Raw genomic sequence first — 15,921 nt, forward strand, 5'->3', positions numbered from 1 at the left:
CCTTGAGCCGGGCCCGCCGGCGGGAGCCGCGGCGGGCCCGGGCCAGGGTGCGGCGAAGCTTCACCCAGCCCACCTTGGGCACCCACACCCGCGCCCAGCGGCGGCCCAGCTGCTCCACCCGGCCGGCGGCCGGCCCGACGATGCGGAAGCCCTCACGGCGGCCCTTGCGCCGCCAGGTCGGGCGGCCGTGGGTGTCGTTCTGCCAGTTCCGCACCGCCTGGGCGAAGTCCCGCAGCGCCTGCTGCTGCACGGTCTGCGACCCCTCGCCCAACCAGCCGACCGCGGCGCGCGCCTCGGTGAGCTGCCGGGCCTGCTCGACATACCCCGGTACCCGCTGCCCACGGACCCGATAGCCCAGCTGTTCGACCGCGAGGTTCCACACGAACCGGGCGTGCCCGCAGTGCCCGAGCAGGCCGGCCTCCTGCTCCGGGGTGGGGTACCTCCGGAACCGCACGCCCGCACCGTCCCATGTCCTACCGACAGTTTCGCGAAGGGAGGGAGCGCCGGTCCTCCGTCCGCTGAAGTGGGCGGTCTCCTGGCGCAACTCTGATGACCACCCCGTCGACACGCCTGCCCGCCGCGCTGCGCACCGAGGCACTCGAACAACTGCTCACCGAGCGGGGTCTGGTCGACCCCACGGTGATGGACAAATTCATCACCACCTATGAGACCCAGGTCGGCCCGCTCAACGGAGCCAAGGTCGTCGCCAGGGCCTGGACCGACCCCGCCTACAAGCAGCGGCTGCTCGCCGAGGGCACCACCGCCATCAAGGAGTTCGGGTTCTCCGGGCCCCAGGGCGAGCACATCGTCGTCGTGGAGAACACCGCGAAGACCCACAACGTCGTCGTGTGCTCGCTGTGCTCGTGCTATCCGTGGCCGGTGCTGGGCCTGCCCCCGTCCTGGTACAAGGACCCGGCCTACCGGGCCCGGGTGGTTCGCGAACCGCGCACCATCCTCGCCGAGATGGGCCTGCCTCTCGACGACGACGTCGAGATCATCGTTCGCGACTCCAGCAGCGAGGTCCGCTGGATGGTTCTGCCCGAACGCCCGGCGGGCACCGAACACCTCACCGAGGAACAGCTCGTCCCCCTGATCACCCGCGACGCCATGGTCGGCGTCGCCAAGGTCAGCGCACCGGAAGCGGCGAAGTGACCGCCCCGCTCCCGATCGACGGCCCCGCCGCTCCTCCGCGCGCCAACGGCGAGCTGCTCTTCGCCGAACCGTGGCAGAGCCGCGCCTTCGGCATGGTCGTCACGCTGCACGGCTCCGGGGCGTTCGCCTGGCCCCAGTTCCAGGCCGCGCTGATCGATCGCATTCGCATCTGGGAGACCAGCCACCCCGAGGGCGAATGCTGGGACTACTACCAGCATTGGCTCGGCGCGCTCGAGGACGTCCTCGCCGCGGACGGCACCGTCTTCGCCGACGAGATCGAACTGCGCGCCCGCGAGCTCGCCAACCGCCCCGCAGGGCACGACCACTGACCGGCGGCGTACCGGGGCCCGGCCCCGGTACGCCCGGATCAGACCCGCGTCCCGGTCCGCAGCCACGCGTAGAGCTCCTGGTGGCGGGCGGCGCTGGCCTCCCACGTATAGCGCGGCAGCACCGCGTGCCCGCCGGCCACCAGCCGCTCCCGCAGGTCCGGGTCGGCGATCAGCCGCCGCATCGCGGCGGCGAGCGCGGAATCGTCCCCGACGCGGGGCAGCAGCGCGCTCTCGCCGTCGACGAGATACTCGCCGAACACCGGCAGGTCCGAGGCGATCACCGGCAGCCCGGTGCTCATCGCCTCCAGCACGACGAGGCCCCAGCCCTCCTTCACCGACGGGAAGCACAGCGCGTCCGCGGTGTGGTACCAGCCGGCCAGCTCGGCCTCGTCCACGGTGCCCAGCAGCACGACGTCCTCGCCGAGCACGAGGCCGAGCCCGGGCAGCGACGCGAGGGCGGCGTCCCGGTAGGCGGTGTAGTCCTGGAACGAGTGTCCGCCGACGATCGCGAGCGTCGCGACGGGGCCCAGCTCGCGGCGCAACCGCGCCAGCGCCCGAAACGCGTGCACCGTGCCCTTGCGCGGCTCCACCCCGCCCACGCCGAGGAACAGGAACCGGCCCGCCGGGACGCGGGCGCGCAGCGCCGCCCGGTACCCCGGCGACGGCGGCGGGAACCGATCCGGGTCGACCCCGTTGGGCACGACCGCGGCGTCGCGGCCGTACTCGTTGCGCAGGATCGCCCGCCACTGCTCGCTGACCACGAACACGTGGTCCGGTTCGGCGATCGCGGCGCGCTGGCAGTCGATCAGGGCCTGGGTGGTGAAGTCGTCGACGTGGTGGACGGTGCGCACCACGGACACCGGCGCGCCGGCGTCGCGCACCCGGGCGGCGGCCCGCGCGGCGATGCAGTCCTGCGCGTGCAGCACGTCGAACCGGGCGGCCGGCCCGCCCAGCCCGGCCTCCAGGGCGTCGATGGCGGCGAAGACTCGCTCCTGCAGCGTCGTCCCGGCCTTCGACGGCCCGGCCAGCACGGTGTGTGGGACCTGCGTCGGCCGGAGCAACCCGGCGTCCGGGTCGCCGAGCGCGATGAGGTGGACGTCGACACCCTTGCGGTGCAATGCCTCGGCGAGGCCAAGCGTGTGCACGAACCCGCCGCGCGGCCGGGTCGAATGCGTGACCAGCGCCAGGGCCCTCACAGCGCCGGCCCCGCGATCGCCGGATCCCGCCGGGCGAGCGCCGCGGCGGCCAGGGACGCCCGCGCCGCGGTCTCCGTGACCAGGCAACCGACCTCCTCGAAGGCCCTGCGCTGGCGGGCGAAGCCCTGCGGGTCCTGATCGGTGCCCAGCACGTACACGACGATCCGCGGGCCGCCGGCCGCCCTGATCTCGGCGCAGACCGGGGCGAGCTCGGCCGCCGGATCCGGATGCGCGCCGTGGCCGAGCACCACGTCGAGGATGATCGCCGCCACCGCCGGGTCCGTGCTCTGCTCCCGCAGCAGCTCGATCCGCGCCTGGGGATCGATCATCGGGTGCGGACGGCCCTTGGTGTACTCCTCCTCCCCCAGGTCGAGGCAGGTGTGCGCATCGCCGGGAGCGGGCAGGCCGAGTTCCTTGTTCAGCGGGGTGTTGGAGTACACCGGCCCGAGCACATCGGCCAGGACCACCAGCGACTCGTAACACAGGGTCCCGCCGGAGAACAGGCCGCGGACGAGCCGCCGCTCGGCCGGAAGGTCGGCACATGCGCGAACCCGCTCGGCGAGCCCCGCGGCCGGGTCCGGTGCCGCACCGCCCATCGCCCGCACCGCGGCGAGCGCCCCGGCCTCCAACGTGCGCGTCGCCACCACGCCGGACGCGGTGAAATCGGTGACGTCCGCGGGGATCCCGATCAGCGCGGCGACGAGCGGCTTGCCCGCCGCGGCCGCGACCACCTCGTGCGCCACCTCGACGGCCGGTGGCTTGGACACCAGGAGGATGACGTCGGTGTCGTCGTCGGCGACCAGTGCGCGCACCGCGCTGAGCGCCATCCGGCCGCCCACCTCGCCGGACAGATCGCGCCCGCCCAGCCCGATGATGTGCGACACCCCGAAGCCCCAGCGGTCCACCAGGGTCGCGGCCTCCTGCGCGCCGGTGCCCGCGGCCGCGACCACCGCCACCCGGCCGGGCGTGACGACATTCGCAAAGCCCAGGGCCGTTCCGCCGAGCATGGCGGTGCCGGCGCCCGGCCCCATGACGAGCCTGCCGAGCCCGGCGGCCCGGTCCTTGAGCTCGATCTCGGCGTCCACCGGTACGTTGTCGCTGAACAACAGCACGTCCAGACCGGCCGACAGCGCCTTGTGCGCTTCCAGCGCGGCGTAGTCGCCCGGGACCGAGACGATCGCCACGTTGCTGCCCGGCTGGCGCGCGAGCGCCTCGGCCAGGCTGCGGGCGGGCTGCTCCGCTCGGAGGCCACCGTTGTCACGGGCGGCGAACATCGCCGTCTCACCGGCCGCCCGCGCTTCCCCGACGACCTCATCCGACCTCGCCCGCACCGCGATGAACAGATCGTTCGCACCGGCCTCCGCCAGCTCGCCGAGATCGAAACCCTCCGCCGCAAGGGTGTCGCGGTTCCCGGGAGTGGCCATCGCGGCCGCCGCCCAGTCCACGCCCTCGACCTGACGCAACGCGCGGGTGCCCGAGAGCTGCACGACCGAGTCGACGTAGGTGTCCGGATACAGCGTGACATGGTGGATCAGCGCAGGGGTCACGTGATGGCTCCTCATATGAAGATCGACAGCAACGATTCGAGGTCGTCGGCGTAGCGCTGCACCTCGTCGACGGCTGCGGAGGACGACTTACTCCATCATCCGACATGTTCACATACTATAGTTTACGACACCTTCGTCGTCACCTCCGCCGGTCCCGTACAGTCCCGGGGCGTGAGTCAGGGCCACCTGCGATTGCGCCTGCTCGGCCCGTTCACGGTCGAGGGCGATCTCTCGGCGCCCGTGCCGGTGGGGAAGGCGCGACGGGCCCTCGCGGTGCTCGCGGAACGCGCCGGGGAGTTCGTCTCACTCGCCGCCCTCATCGACGCGCTCTGGGAGAACGACCCACCCGAACGCGCCGACCGCAACGTCGCCGCCCTGATCAGCAGGCTGCGCCGCGCCCTGGGCCGGGAGCGCATCGAGGGCGGCGTCACCGGATACCGCCTGGTCCTCGACGAGCTGAGCGTCGATCTCGGCGAGGCCATCGAGCATGTCGCGACCGCCGAGCGCGAGCTCGGGCTCGGTCGCTTCGCGCTCGCCGCCACCAGCGCGGAGCACGCCGCGAGACTGCTCGGCTCCGACGTCGCGCTCGCCGGGGAACGCGACGATCGGTGGATCCAGGACATCCGGCTGCGGGCGGCGCGGTGGCTGCGCCGGGCCCGCATCTGCTGGAGCACGGCCGCCCTCGAGCTGGCGGAGTCCGACGTGGCCGTCGAGGTCGCCGGTGCCGCGCTGCGCGCCGATCCGCTCGACGAACAGGCCTGCCGGATCGTCATGTCCGGTCACCAGCGGGCGGGGCGGGCCGCCGCCGCGCTGTTGGCCTACCGCCAACTGCAGCTCGCCATGTCCGAGCAGCTCGGCAGCGACCCGTCGCCGACCACCCAGGCGGCCTACCTGTCCGTGCTTCGCTCGGAGGACCCGAGCCACCGGACGAGGCCGACCGCGGCGAGCCCGCGGCCGGAACCGGAGTCGCTGACCGGGCGCGCCGAGGAGTACCGGCGGCTGCACGAGCTCTGGGCGAACGCGGCCTCCGGCTCGGCTGTGCTCGCGCTCGTGACCGGAGAGGCGGGCATCGGCAAGACCGCGCTGGTCCATGCGTTCGCCGCCGAGCCGGAGCGCACCGGGGCCCTGGTGGCCTCCGTGGCCTGTTTCGAGGCCGAGCGGTCGCTGTACCTGCAACCGCTGGCCCAGGCGGTACGCTCGGTCATCCAGCGGGTTCGGCCGGCCGAGGTCCGCGAGCTGGTCGGCTTCCGCCTCGGCACCCTCGCCCAGCTGGTCCCCGAGCTCGCCGACATCGCCGGCCCCGTGACCTACGAGCGCGCCGGGCCCGCGCTTGAGCACAGCCGGACCCTCGACGCCCTCGCCGGGTTCTTCGTTCGGCTGAGCGCTCGCCAACCCGTGCTGCTGACCGTCGACGACGCCCAGCACGCCGGCCCCTCCACGGTCGAGGCCCTGCACTACCTGGCCAGCCACTGGGCGAGCAGCCGGATCATGGTGATCGTCGCCGAACGAACCTCGGACCACGAACCGCTGACCGCCGCGCTGCGCGATCTCGCGGCGACGTCGATCGACCTCGGCCCCCTGTCCGCCACCGACGTCGCCGCCATGGTCGGCCGGGCCCGGGTGCCCTACGACCCGGCACAGCTCTACTCCTGGACCGGCGGCTCCCCGCTGTTCGTCACCGAGCTGCTGCGCCATCCGGCACCCGCCACCGGCATGGTGATTCCGGTATCGCTGCACGAGGCCGTCGCGGAACGTCTCGCACACTCCGGCGAGGACACGGCCGCCTTCCTCACCCAGGGAGCGATCCTCGGCGCGGCGTTCTCCCTCGACGCCGTCGCCGAGCTGAGCGGGATCGATGTCGAGGAATGCGCCCGCCGCGCGGGCCGAGCGATGCGGGCCGGGTTCCTGCTCGCCCACGGCGACAGCTTCCGGTTCCCCAACGACATCGTCCGGCAGGTCGCCTACGAGGCCACCCCGGAACCGGTTCGGATCAGCCGCCACCGGCGCGCGGCCCGGCTGCTCGAAGCGCATCCCGAGGCCGCCGCCCGCCACCTGGCCGCGGCCGGCGACTGGTCCGCCGCGGCGCGCGCGTTCGCCGCGGCGGCGGATACCGCGCGCCTGGCCTTCGCCAACGCCGAGGCCGTCGACCTGCTGACCCAGGCGATCGCCGCCGCCCGGACCGCGGGCGACAGCGCGCAGACCGGGAATCTGCTGCTGCTGCGCGGCCGAAGCAGCAGCGAGCTGGGCCGGCACGAGGACGCCAGGGCCGACCACGAGGAGGCGCTCGCGCTGGCCCGCGACGTGAACGACTCCGAGCTCGAGGCGCACGCGCTCGAGCAGCTCGGCTGGACGGCGCTGTACGCGCGCGACGCGCTGCAGGCGGTCGATTTCGCCAAGCAGGCGACCGTGCTGGCGGAGTCCGCGGCGGCGGCACCGGGCGCGTTGCCCAGCGCGATGCTGCTGCTGGGCCGGGTCCGGCACTGGGACGGCGAGTACGCCCGCGCCGAGACCGCCTACGCCCGCGTTCTTGCCGCCGAACCCGGCGAAACGACCGCCGCGCTCGCGCTGGCCTACCGCGGCGCCCTGCTGCAGCACCTGGACCGGTTCGCCGAGGCGCGATCCGTGCTGGCCCGCGCCGCGGTGCTGTGCCGGCGCACCGGCGAGTTCCGCCCGCTGCTGCAGACGCTGTTCTTCACCGCGCTGGCCCGCGGCGACTCGGGCGATTTCGCCGGTGCGCTGCGCGCGCTGGACAACGCGCGGCGGCTGATCGACGCCGAGAAGGTCAGCTTCTACCGGGCCGGTATCGAGACCACGACCTCGTGGATCTGGCAGGAGCTCGGGCAGGTCGAGCGCGCCCGGGACCACGCCGAGCAGGCCCTCGAGCTGGCCCGCCACGGCGGCGGCGCGCTGGAGCTGGAGCAGGAGCTGCACGCCGCGCTCGCCGTCGCCGACTGCGATCTGCTGCTGGGCCGAGAGGAGGCAGCCACGGCGGCCGTCGAGTCCGCGGTTCCGCTGCTGGAGCAACCACTGCCGTTCCGGCCACGCGCGGTGCTGCGGCTGCTGGAGATGCAGTCGCGGTGGGACCGCGACCAGGCCGAGGCGCTGCTCGTCGAGGCCCGCCGGTACTCCTCGCGCAAGTACGAGGCGCTGGCCCTGCGTGCCCTGGGGCGCGTCGAGGAGGCCGGACGGCTCGCGACGGCGACCGGCTCCGACCTGATCGTCGGCCAGCTCGGGGCGCCGGCCGAGCGGCGGGCCGCCATCGAGCGGATCGCCGCGGCGCTGCCCGCCGAGCTGCGGTCGACCTTCGTGGCCATCGGACGGCTGAACCGCCCGACCCCACCTACCCGCTGAGCGGTCACGAGGCCGCGACCACCAGGTCGATGTCCATCGGCAGATGCGGAATGCCGACATAGAGCTCCGGCGCACCGCGCTGCACCCAGCCCAGCCGCCGGAAGAAGGTCCGGTTGGCCGGTTGCACGTGCGCGATCATCCGGCTGCCACCGAGCCGCGCCGCGGTCGCGACGGCGAACCGGACCAGCGGGCGGCCAAGCCCGCTGCTGCGGAACTCGGGCAGCACGGCGAGCCGGTCACCCTGCCATTCGCCGGCGGGATTCGACGGGTCGAGCGGGAAAAGCCGGACGACCCCGCCAGGGAGGCCGTCGACGAATCCGACGACGTGCAGCGTCGTCGCGTGGTCGTCCCGGCTGTCGTGATCGGATTCCGCGAACACGCCCTGTTCCAGAACGAAAACCGACCGCCGGATCGCGTGATGGGTGGCCAGATCGGCCGCGCCATCGGCCAGGCGACAGACCACGCCTTTCTGCGTGCTCGTACGGACTTGTGTGCTCACGACACCCCGATCCCGAATGAGAGTTCCTGACCCCGCGCACCGGGGCCGACGAGCGCCGGCCCCGGTGCGGGAGCTCGGCCGGTCAGACGGTCCAGGTCTGCATGACCAGCGCACCCTCGCGGCGGGCCTGGAGGGTGGCGTCCAGCACGTCGAGCGGATGCATCGGGATGACGCCCTCGATCAGGTCGGTCTCCCGCATGCCATACAGCGCCGCCATCGCGAACCGGCAGGCGTAGACCTTGCCGCCCTCCTTCATGAACGTCTTGAGCTGGTTGTTGTAGGCCAGGCCACCGGGGAAGGCCTCGGCCCCCACGGTCGGGAAACCGCGGGTGGCCGAGGCCATCAGCACCCCGGGCCCGTAGAGGATCAGGCTGGTGTCGAAGCCCTTCCGGTTGATCCGGGTACAGGTGAGCATGTTGACCAGGCCGACCGAACCCTCGTAGGGCACGGTGTGCATGAAGACGTAGGCCTTCTCCCCCGGGTTCGCCTGAATGTCCTCGAACAGTTTTTCGTCGTAGTCGACGATCGCGTCGCCCTCGTTGGCCCGTTCACCGACGATCTGCGCCACAGGTTCTCCTTCTGGGTTGGGGTTGTCTTCTGGTTTGGGGTTGATGAGGTCGAGGGATCAGACCGCCGGCCCGCGGAGCGGAGGCGGCGGTTCCCACGTCTTGCGGTGGCTGCCCGGCATGGCCTTCATGATCTTGTGACGCACGGGCCACGGAAGCAGCGCATAGATCGGCGCGAATACCTTCAGCCAAAAGATCTCCTTCGCACCCCTCGGGGCCCGCGGCGCGGGCGTGCCCTGGCGGGTGGCCAGTCGCCGGTGGGCGTCGACGAGCAGGTAATGCTCCGAGTTGCTGCGAAGCCAGCGGAAGAAGGACGACATCACTTCCCCTGCCGCGCGGCGGCGAGGCCATTGGTCGCGGCGACGACGATGGGCTCGTTGAGCGCACCGATCGCCGGGGAGTAGACGTTCTCCATCGTCGACAGGTCGTGGAAGGTCATCCCGAACTTCACGGCCATCGCCAGGAAGTCGGCCCGTTCCTTGATCCCCTCGCCGCCGCCGACCAGCTGCGCCCCGATCAGCCGCAGCGAGTCCGGCTCGGCGAGCAGCTTGACCTTCACCTTCTTGACCCCCGGGTAGTAGCGGGCCCGGGAGATCCCCTCGGCCACCCCCAACACGTAGGGGATGCCCAGCGCGGTGGCCGTGGCCTCGCCGAACGAGGCGCCGCCGATGACCCACCTGCCCGCCGGGGTGCCCCACGGCACATACACCGCCCGATAGGCCCGATCCCCGCCGCCGGCGTTGACCCCGGCCACCTTGCCCTGGGCGTAGGCGTGCGACCCGGTCAGCCCCTGCAGCGGCACCCCGGTCAGCCCGTGCGGGATCTCGGTGACATCCCCCGCCGCCCACACCTCCGGCGCCGAGGTCTGCATGTGATCGTCGACGACGATCCCGCCGGTGGAACCCAGCTTCAGCCCGGCCGCCGCGGCGAGGCGGTTGTTCGGGGTCTTGTGCGTGGCCACGACGACCAGATCCGCCGGCAGCTCACCCGCGGACGTCCGGACCGCCCGGACCGTGCCCCCGGCCTCACCGAGGAAGGCCTCCAGGGAGGTGTTGAAATGCAGGTGCACGCCCAGCTCGCGCCAGGACTCCTCGACCGGCGCCATGATGTCCGGGTCGGCCACCGCGGCCAGCGCGTACGGGTGGGGGTCGATCAGGTGGGTCTCGACGCCGCGGTGCGCCAGCGCGGTGACCATCTCCGCACCGAGCGGGGAGGCCTCGACGACCACCGCCTTCTTGACGGTGTCGAGAACCTTGTCCCACTCCATGGCCCGGCGGATATTCTTCACGTAGTACAGCCCGCCGAGAGCGCCGCCGGGCACCCCCGGGTCGGCATAGTCGAAGCCGGTCGCGAGGACCAGCCCGTCCCAGCCGACGGTGCCCTCGCCCGCCACCGTGACGGTGCGGGCCGCGGTGTCGACCGCGGTCACCTCGGCCTCGTAGCGGACGTCGATCCCGGCCTCCACATAGGCCTGCTTGCCGGCCAGGAACAGCTTCTCGAAGCTCTCGATCTCGCCGCCGTGCACATAGGGAATGCCGCACGGGCTGTAGGCCACGTCCTCGAACTGGGTATAGACGACCACCTCGGCGCCGGGATCGACGGCCTTGACCCCGCCCGCGGCACCCAGCCCCGCCGCTCCCCCACCGATCACCACTGTCCTGCGCGGCACGTCGGACCGCCTTCCGCCGTTCCCGCCGAAGATGTTCACTATCTGAGATAAATATGTACGATACTCAACGAATACGGTGTGTCAATCACCGCGCGCGGCGACTCGTCTCCCGCGCCCGCGCCAGAAGGGCCTCCTCGGCGCGATCGAACTCCGCGCTCCGCGCGGCGGCCTCGGTCGCGAGATCGCGCAGCTCGGCCCGCAGCCCGCGGGTCATGTCCGCGAACGCGGCCGGTGCCGCCCCGCCCTCGGCCCGCCGCGACCCGACGATCTGTTCGGGATCGAGCACGGCCGACAGATCCGCGTCTGCCAGGCCCCACGTCCGTCCGGTGTGTTCCAGCGCGGCGGTGTTGATCATCTCGCCGGTGATCCGCGAACCCGGGACTCCGGCGCGACTGGCCTCCCGCACCGTGTTGCCGACGACGACGTAGGCGGTCCGGTAGTCCACGCCCAGGCGCTGCACGAGGTACTCGGCGAGATCGGTGGCCTGCGTATAGCCGCGGTCGAGCTCCTCGCGCATCCGGTCGGGATTGACCCGCAACGTCCGGATGACACCGCTGATCAATCGGGTGATCCGCATGCTCAGGTCCAGGGCCCGCGGAACCTCGCCGTAGGCGAAGATCAAGTTGTCGCTCCGGGCAGACGGGCTCTTGATGACCGCCAGGAACCCGGTGAGCCGCCCGATCACCACGCCGGACGCCCCACGCACGATCGCCAGCGCATACGGGTTGCGCTTCTGCGGCATGAGGACGCTGGAGCGGGTGTAGGCGTCGTCGAGATCGACGAAGTCGAACTCCGAGGAGGAGAAGATCTCCAGATCCTCGGCGAGCTTCGAGAAGTTGGACAGCAGGCTCGCGGCGGTCGCGAGGATATGGATCAGGCCGTCGACCTGCCACATCGCGTCACGGGTATGCGGGATGACGCGGGGGAAGCCGAGCGCCGCCGCGATCGGCCCGCGGTCGGACAGCAGCCGGGTGCCGTTGACACAGCCCGCGCCGCCCGGGCTGGCGTCGACCCAGTCGAGCTCGTCGAGCAACCGGTCGGCGTCGCGGACCGCCGAGTAGACGAACGAGAGCAGGTAGTGCCCGAACGTCGAGGGCTGTGCCTTCTGCAGATACGTCTGGTCGGGCAACAGGGTGGACGCGTGCGTCTCGGCCGCATCGACGACGTCGCGGGCGAACACGACGGTCTCCTCGACCAGCCCGATGAGCTGGCGGCGCAGGTGCAGGCGCAGCGCCACCCGCGCCGCTTCCCGCCGCGGCCGCCCGGCGTGCAGCCAGCCGGCGACGTCCCCGATCCGGGAGACGAAGAAGTGCTCGCGGGAGTTGTACGGCTCGCCGTGCACCGGGTCGTACGGGAAGTCCTCCGCCGCGATCTCGGTGACCTCCAGCAGCAACGCCAGCAGCTTGCGGCAGGCCTCGTCGGGGACGATGCCGCGGCGGTGCAGGTCCAGCACGTGCGCGAGGTCGGCCAGGTTGAGCCCGTGGTGCAGGAAGCCGGCATCGGCGTTCTCCAGCGCGAAGCCGGAGTCGATCAGCTCGGGTGCGGGGCCGTTCTGCGGGAACCCCGCCTCCCGGACGCGTCGCGGTGTCGTGTCGGGCTGGGTCATGCCGTTCCCTTCATCATCGTCCGGACGGCCGGCAGGATCCCGCCCGTATGCCACCACACGACGGCGCCCGCCCCGTCGGCCAGCCGATCGACCGCCACGGAGAGGGCCTCCGCGCCGTAGGTCTCGTCGAGCAGCAGACCCTCGGTGTGCAGCGCCAGCCGGGCCCGCTCCCGCTCGAGCTCCGACGCGATGCCGAACCCGGAACCGCGGGCGTCGACGAACGTGCATGCGTCCGGCCGGGGTGGCGTGGTCCCGAGCAGGGCGGCGCAGCCGGCGGCCAGTGCGTGTACCCGCGCGGCGATCTCCTCGGGCGGACGGCTGACCGACACGCCGAGCACCGGCACCTCGAGGTCGACCGCGGCGAGCCCGGCCAGCAGTCCGGCGATGCTCCCCCCGGACCCGACGGGCAGCACGATCACCGACGGAGGCGCCGCCAGCTGGGCGGCGAGCTCGGCCGCGGCGGCCGCGAACCCGACGGCGCCGAGCGGCGTCGATCCCCCGCGCGGGACACCGAAACCACGCGGGCCGAGCTCGGCCAGCCGCGCGGCGACCTGCCGGTCGACCGCCTCGCGCTGCGACCCCCCGGTCGGCCGCAGCCTCGCCCCGGCCGCGACGGCGAGCGCCAGGTTCGGCGAGTCCGGCTCGCCCCAGATCACCAGTTCGCAGCCCATTCCCACGCTCCGCGCCGCCTGGGCGGCCGCGGCACAGAAGTTGGACCCGGGACCGCCGCCGGTGACGAACACCTCGGCGCCGCGGGCGCGGGCAGCCCCGAGCAGGAACTCCAGCGGACGGGCCTTGTTGCCGGCCATCCCGAAGCCGATGAGATCGTCCCGCTTGACCAGCAGCAGGCCGCAGCCCAGGGCCGCCTCCAGCCGCTCCGCCCGCATCAGCGGGGTCGGGAGCAGCGCGAGCCGCACCCGGGGCAGCGCCGTCCACGGCGCACCCGCCGGCTGCCGTGCGGTCGCCGCGGGACGGTTCACGGCCACTCCCGGGGCTCGGCGGCGCGTGCCGTCGCGGCCCTCGCCGCCACCGCGTCCACCATCTGGGCCGCGGCGTCGACAGCGGGCCCACCCGCCCAGGTCCGTACCTGCTCGGCGGTGGCCAGGCCGCGGTTCACCAGGCCCGCAGCGAGCTCGGCGCCGTCCTCGCGGAGCAGTTCGTGCAGCGCCTGCTGGGCCCGGTGCTTGCCGATCCGCGCGGACAGCCCCGCGAGCACTCGCTCGGAGGCGAGCCCCGGCCCGAACCGGGTCACGTTGGCGGCCATGGCCTCGGGACGTACCTCGAGCCCGTCGACGAGCCCGAGTGCGATCCGCAGCGCCACCCCGGTCAGCTGGCACACCTCGGGCAGGGCGATCCATTCGGCCTTCCACGCCCGCCCGTCGCGCTCATGCCCGGCCACCATGCCCTCCACGAGCACCGCGGCGGAGGAGCGGGCGAGCCTGGCCAGCGTGTCGAGGTGCTCGCTGGCCTCGGGGTTGCGCTTGTGCGGCATCGTGATGCTGGAGACGGCGCCGGACGACGCGGGTTCGGCCAGCTCCCCGATCTCGGGCCGGGCCAGCTCGTACACCTCGGTGCCGATCCGGGCCAGGGTCCCGCAGATCAGCGCCAGCGTCGTGCCGAACTCGGCGATCCGGTCCCGCGCGGTCAGCCAGGAGATCCCAGGGTCGGCCAGCCCCAGCTCGGCGCAGAAGCGAGCCCGCAGCTCCAGGGCATCGGCCCCGAAGAACGCCAGCGCCCCGACCGCCCCGCCGAGCTGCCCGACGACCCAGCGGTCGCGGCCCTCGCACAACCGCTGCAGATGCCGGCGCACCTCGTCGGCCCAGGACGCGACCTTGAGCCCGAACGTGATCGGGGCGCCCGGCTGGCCATGGGTCCGCCCGGCCATCACGGTGGTGCGGTGGCGGCGCGCGAGATCGAGCAATGCCGCCTCGAGCGCACGCAGGTCTCGCCACGCGATGCCACCGACCTCGCGCATGACCAGCCCGAACCAGGTATCGGTGACGTCCTGCACGGTAGCCCCGACGTAGACGTGCTCGCGGACGTCCGCGGGCAGCACGTTCAGCAGCCCGCGGATCAGGCCGAGGGTGGAGTGCGAGGTGAGCCGGGTCTGCTCCGCGACGTGGTCGAGATCCAGCGCGTCGACCTTCGCCGCCGCCGTGATCTCCTCGGCGGCGGCGCCGGGCACGATGCCGAGCGCGGCCTGGGCCCTCGCGAGCGCGGCGAGGATGTCCAGCCAGGACTGCAGCATCGCGCGCTCGTCGAAGACGCCGGCCAGCTCGGGCGTGCCCCACAGATGGGCGTAGAGCGTCGAGCTGCTCAGCCGGGTGCCCACGATGGCTCCTGCGCCGCCAGCAGATCCAGCGCCTCGCGGATGTGGTCGAGCGAGGACCCCCACGGCACGCTGGCCCAGCCAGGGCCCGACTCGACGTGTTCCTCCTGGAGGCAGCATTTGGTGAGCACCGGCCCCGCGCTCGCCTCGACCGCACGCTTCGGGCAGAAGTCCACCGTGGGCGGGTCCTCGCCGTAGAACCAGCGGTGGATCTGCCGCGACCGGGCGCAGCCCAGCAGCGTCCAGGCGGCGCGCGGCGGATGTTCGTCGAGATAGGACACCCGAGCCCGCGGGATCTCGCCGCCGGAGCCGCGGCACGGCAGCAGGTAGTGCTCGGCCGGATGCCGGCCTGCGAGCTCAGCGAGCTCCGTCAGCTCGCCGACCAGCTCGATCGGCCGCAGCGACTCGGTGACCGCGAGGACCCGGCGGGCCTGGTCGAGCAGCTTCGCGGGCTGCGGCGGGACGACCTCACGGACGGTGATCACCAGCGGCTGCGGTTCCAGGATGACGTTCACGTGGGCGTACCGGCCCTGCACGGCGACGGCGCGGGCGTCGGGCGCCCGGCGGCGGGCGATGGCCGCGAGCACGGACGGAATCGCGACATCGGCCTCGTCCTCGACCACGAACGCGCAGTCCGGCGGCCCGGCGAGCAGCTCCACCGCGACGATCGGGGAGAACAGCTCGGTATCCGACGCGCGGGTGATGTACAGCAGCGCCGTGCGCTCGCCGGAGCGGGCGACGACGAACCGGGTGCGCCGGTAGGCGTCGCGCCCGAGCAGATGTGCCCGCAGCGCCGCCGCCTCCAGCGCGACCCCCGCGGGCACCGTCGTCACCGAGACCCCGCGGTATCGGTTCGGGACGAGGTTGGGTCCGGCGGGCACGCTCACGCCGTGTCCGATCCGGCGAGCTCCCGGCGCGGCGCGAGCGCCGTATCGGACCGCAGCCCCAGCCGCAGCGTCTCGGCCGACAGCACGTCGCCCGGCGCCACATTGCCGAGGTTGACCGCGGGCCCGAACCGCCGGATGAACCAGGCCTGCTGCGCCGCGCGGGGCGCCTCGAACAGAACCCGCTCCACCCCGACGGCGACGGCCACCGCCTCCACAACGTCCGGCCGGACCCGGCCCGCGGCGTCGAAGGTGCCGACGGTGCCGCTCTGCCGGCCTTCGGTGACGACGAGCCAGGCACCCGCGTCGAGGTCGGCGCGGCATTCGGCGGGCCAGTGCCGGGCGGCCAGCTGCTCGCCCGGCGCCTTCGCGCCGACCTCGGCCAGCACCGTGAACGTCCGGGCCGCCCCGCGGATGAGCGCGCGCTTCTCGGTGGGCGGCATCGTGACCGTCCCGCGGGAGACCTCGACGTGCGAGAACCCGGTATCCCGCGCCCACGCCAGGCACTCCGCGGCACGGCCCTGCGCCCACGCGATCTCCAGCAGCGTCCCGCCGAGACAGGCCGCGACGCCGTGTTCGGCGAGCAGGCCGAGCTTGGCGGGCAGCGCCGTGTCGACGTAGGCGGTACCCCAGCCGACCTTCCAGATGTCGAGATGCGCCGCGGCGGAGGCGAGCACATCGGCGGTGGCGATGCGTCCGATGCCGGGGTCGAGGACGTGGGTCAGGCCCACCGCCCGCGGTTTGGCCGGGCGGGGCGGGAGGTCGAGGAAGCCGGCTGGCACCGAGGTCGCCA

The 15,921-nt window shown here is 73.1% G+C and carries 15 protein-coding genes; 3 read left to right on the forward strand and 12 right to left on the reverse strand.

All coding sequences use genetic code 11. The features are described from left to right. The coding region (locus G567_RS34500) for a helix-turn-helix domain-containing protein (RefSeq protein ID WP_028931666.1) at positions 1-454 on the reverse strand (454 nt) is incomplete at its 3' end. 95 nt (positions 455-549) lie between these two features. Between G567_RS34500 and nthA the strand changes: the two genes are divergently transcribed. Beyond that, the gene (gene nthA, locus G567_RS0121970; RefSeq protein WP_028931667.1) at positions 550-1,152 is read left to right on the forward strand and encodes a nitrile hydratase subunit alpha; all 603 of its coding nucleotides are present in this window, start codon (positions 550-552) and stop codon (positions 1,150-1,152) included. Continuing rightward, the gene (locus G567_RS0121975; RefSeq protein ID WP_028931668.1) at positions 1,149-1,481 is read left to right on the forward strand and encodes a nitrile hydratase accessory protein; all 333 of its coding nucleotides are present in this window, start codon (positions 1,149-1,151) and stop codon (positions 1,479-1,481) included. The genes nthA and G567_RS0121975 overlap by 4 nt, the downstream gene beginning before the upstream one ends. 38 nt (positions 1,482-1,519) lie before the next feature. On the opposite strand, the gene G567_RS0121980 is transcribed toward G567_RS0121975, so the two are convergent. Together G567_RS0121980 and G567_RS0121985 are read right to left on the reverse strand one after the other, a co-directional pair. Beyond that, positions 1,520-2,677 carry an MSMEG_0565 family glycosyltransferase gene (locus G567_RS0121980; protein ID WP_028931669.1) on the reverse strand — a complete coding sequence of 386 codons (1,158 nt, stop codon included), beginning with the start codon at positions 2,675-2,677 and terminating at the stop codon, positions 1,520-1,522. After that, positions 2,674-4,224 carry an AllF/FdrA family protein gene (locus G567_RS0121985; protein ID WP_245585750.1) on the reverse strand — a complete coding sequence of 517 codons (1,551 nt, stop codon included), beginning with the start codon at positions 4,222-4,224 and terminating at the stop codon, positions 2,674-2,676. The genes G567_RS0121980 and G567_RS0121985 overlap by 4 nt, the downstream gene beginning before the upstream one ends. A gap of 171 nt (positions 4,225-4,395) precedes the next feature. On the opposite strand from G567_RS0121985, the gene G567_RS0121990 reads away from it, so the two are divergent. Further along, positions 4,396-7,575 carry an ATP-binding protein gene (locus G567_RS0121990; RefSeq protein ID WP_084796350.1) on the forward strand — a complete coding sequence of 1,060 codons (3,180 nt, stop codon included), beginning with the start codon at positions 4,396-4,398 and terminating at the stop codon, positions 7,573-7,575. A gap of 4 nt (positions 7,576-7,579) precedes the next feature. On the opposite strand, the gene G567_RS30540 is transcribed toward G567_RS0121990, so the two are convergent. From G567_RS30540 to G567_RS0122035, 9 genes are all read right to left on the reverse strand, one after another. After that, on the reverse strand, positions 7,580-8,074 hold the full coding sequence (locus G567_RS30540) for an MSMEG_0567/Sll0786 family nitrogen starvation N-acetyltransferase (protein WP_084796351.1): 495 nt from the start codon (positions 8,072-8,074) through the stop codon (positions 7,580-7,582). 82 nt (positions 8,075-8,156) lie between these two features. Next, positions 8,157-8,642, reverse strand: a complete 486-nt coding sequence (locus tag G567_RS0122000; RefSeq protein ID WP_028931672.1) for an MSMEG_0572/Sll0783 family nitrogen starvation response protein — start codon at positions 8,640-8,642, stop codon at positions 8,157-8,159. A 57-nt stretch (positions 8,643-8,699) separates the two neighbouring features. Further along, positions 8,700-8,960 carry a hypothetical protein gene (locus G567_RS0122005; protein WP_028931673.1) on the reverse strand — a complete coding sequence of 87 codons (261 nt, stop codon included), beginning with the start codon at positions 8,958-8,960 and terminating at the stop codon, positions 8,700-8,702. Beyond that, positions 8,960-10,309: an FAD-dependent oxidoreductase gene (locus tag G567_RS0122010; protein ID WP_028931674.1), complete on the reverse strand. Its 1,350-nt coding sequence runs from the start codon at positions 10,307-10,309 to the stop codon at positions 8,960-8,962. Before G567_RS0122010 ends, G567_RS0122005 begins: the two co-directional genes overlap by 1 nt. Before the next feature lie 85 nt (positions 10,310-10,394). Then, complete coding sequence (gene argH / locus G567_RS0122015) at positions 10,395-11,915, reverse strand: argininosuccinate lyase (RefSeq protein ID WP_037057866.1); 1,521 nt, start codon at positions 11,913-11,915, stop codon at positions 10,395-10,397. After that, on the reverse strand, positions 11,912-12,895 hold the full coding sequence (locus tag G567_RS0122020; RefSeq protein WP_147201241.1) for a 1-aminocyclopropane-1-carboxylate deaminase/D-cysteine desulfhydrase: 984 nt from the start codon (positions 12,893-12,895) through the stop codon (positions 11,912-11,914). Before G567_RS0122020 ends, argH begins: the two co-directional genes overlap by 4 nt. Further along, positions 12,892-14,247 carry a class-II fumarase/aspartase family protein gene (locus G567_RS0122025; protein ID WP_028931677.1) on the reverse strand — a complete coding sequence of 452 codons (1,356 nt, stop codon included), beginning with the start codon at positions 14,245-14,247 and terminating at the stop codon, positions 12,892-12,894. Before G567_RS0122025 ends, G567_RS0122020 begins: the two co-directional genes overlap by 4 nt. Further along, complete coding sequence (locus G567_RS0122030; protein ID WP_051233406.1) at positions 14,232-15,131, reverse strand: XcbA family protein; 900 nt, start codon at positions 15,129-15,131, stop codon at positions 14,232-14,234. Before G567_RS0122030 ends, G567_RS0122025 begins: the two co-directional genes overlap by 16 nt. Then, a complete protein-coding gene (locus tag G567_RS0122035) occupies positions 15,128-15,910 on the reverse strand; it encodes a phosphosulfolactate synthase (protein WP_037057868.1) in 783 nt (260 codons plus the stop codon). Before G567_RS0122035 ends, G567_RS0122030 begins: the two co-directional genes overlap by 4 nt. Positions 15,911-15,921 lie beyond the last annotated feature (11 nt).

Origin of the sequence: Pseudonocardia asaccharolytica DSM 44247 = NBRC 16224, assembly GCF_000423625.1 — a bacterium.
GTDB classification, from domain to species: domain Bacteria; phylum Actinomycetota; class Actinomycetes; order Mycobacteriales; family Pseudonocardiaceae; genus Pseudonocardia; species Pseudonocardia asaccharolytica.

Excerpts from the sequence above, each read along its gene's own strand:
- nthA (WP_028931667.1), top strand. The coding sequence starts at position 550 with ATGACCACCCCGTCGACACGCCTGCCCGCCGCGCTGCGCACCGAGGCA.
- G567_RS0122005 (WP_028931673.1), bottom strand. The coding sequence starts at position 8,960 with ATGTCGTCCTTCTTCCGCTGGCTTCGCAGCAACTCGGAGCATTACCTG.
- argH (WP_037057866.1), bottom strand. The coding sequence starts at position 11,915 with ATGACCCAGCCCGACACGACACCGCGACGCGTCCGGGAGGCGGGGTTC.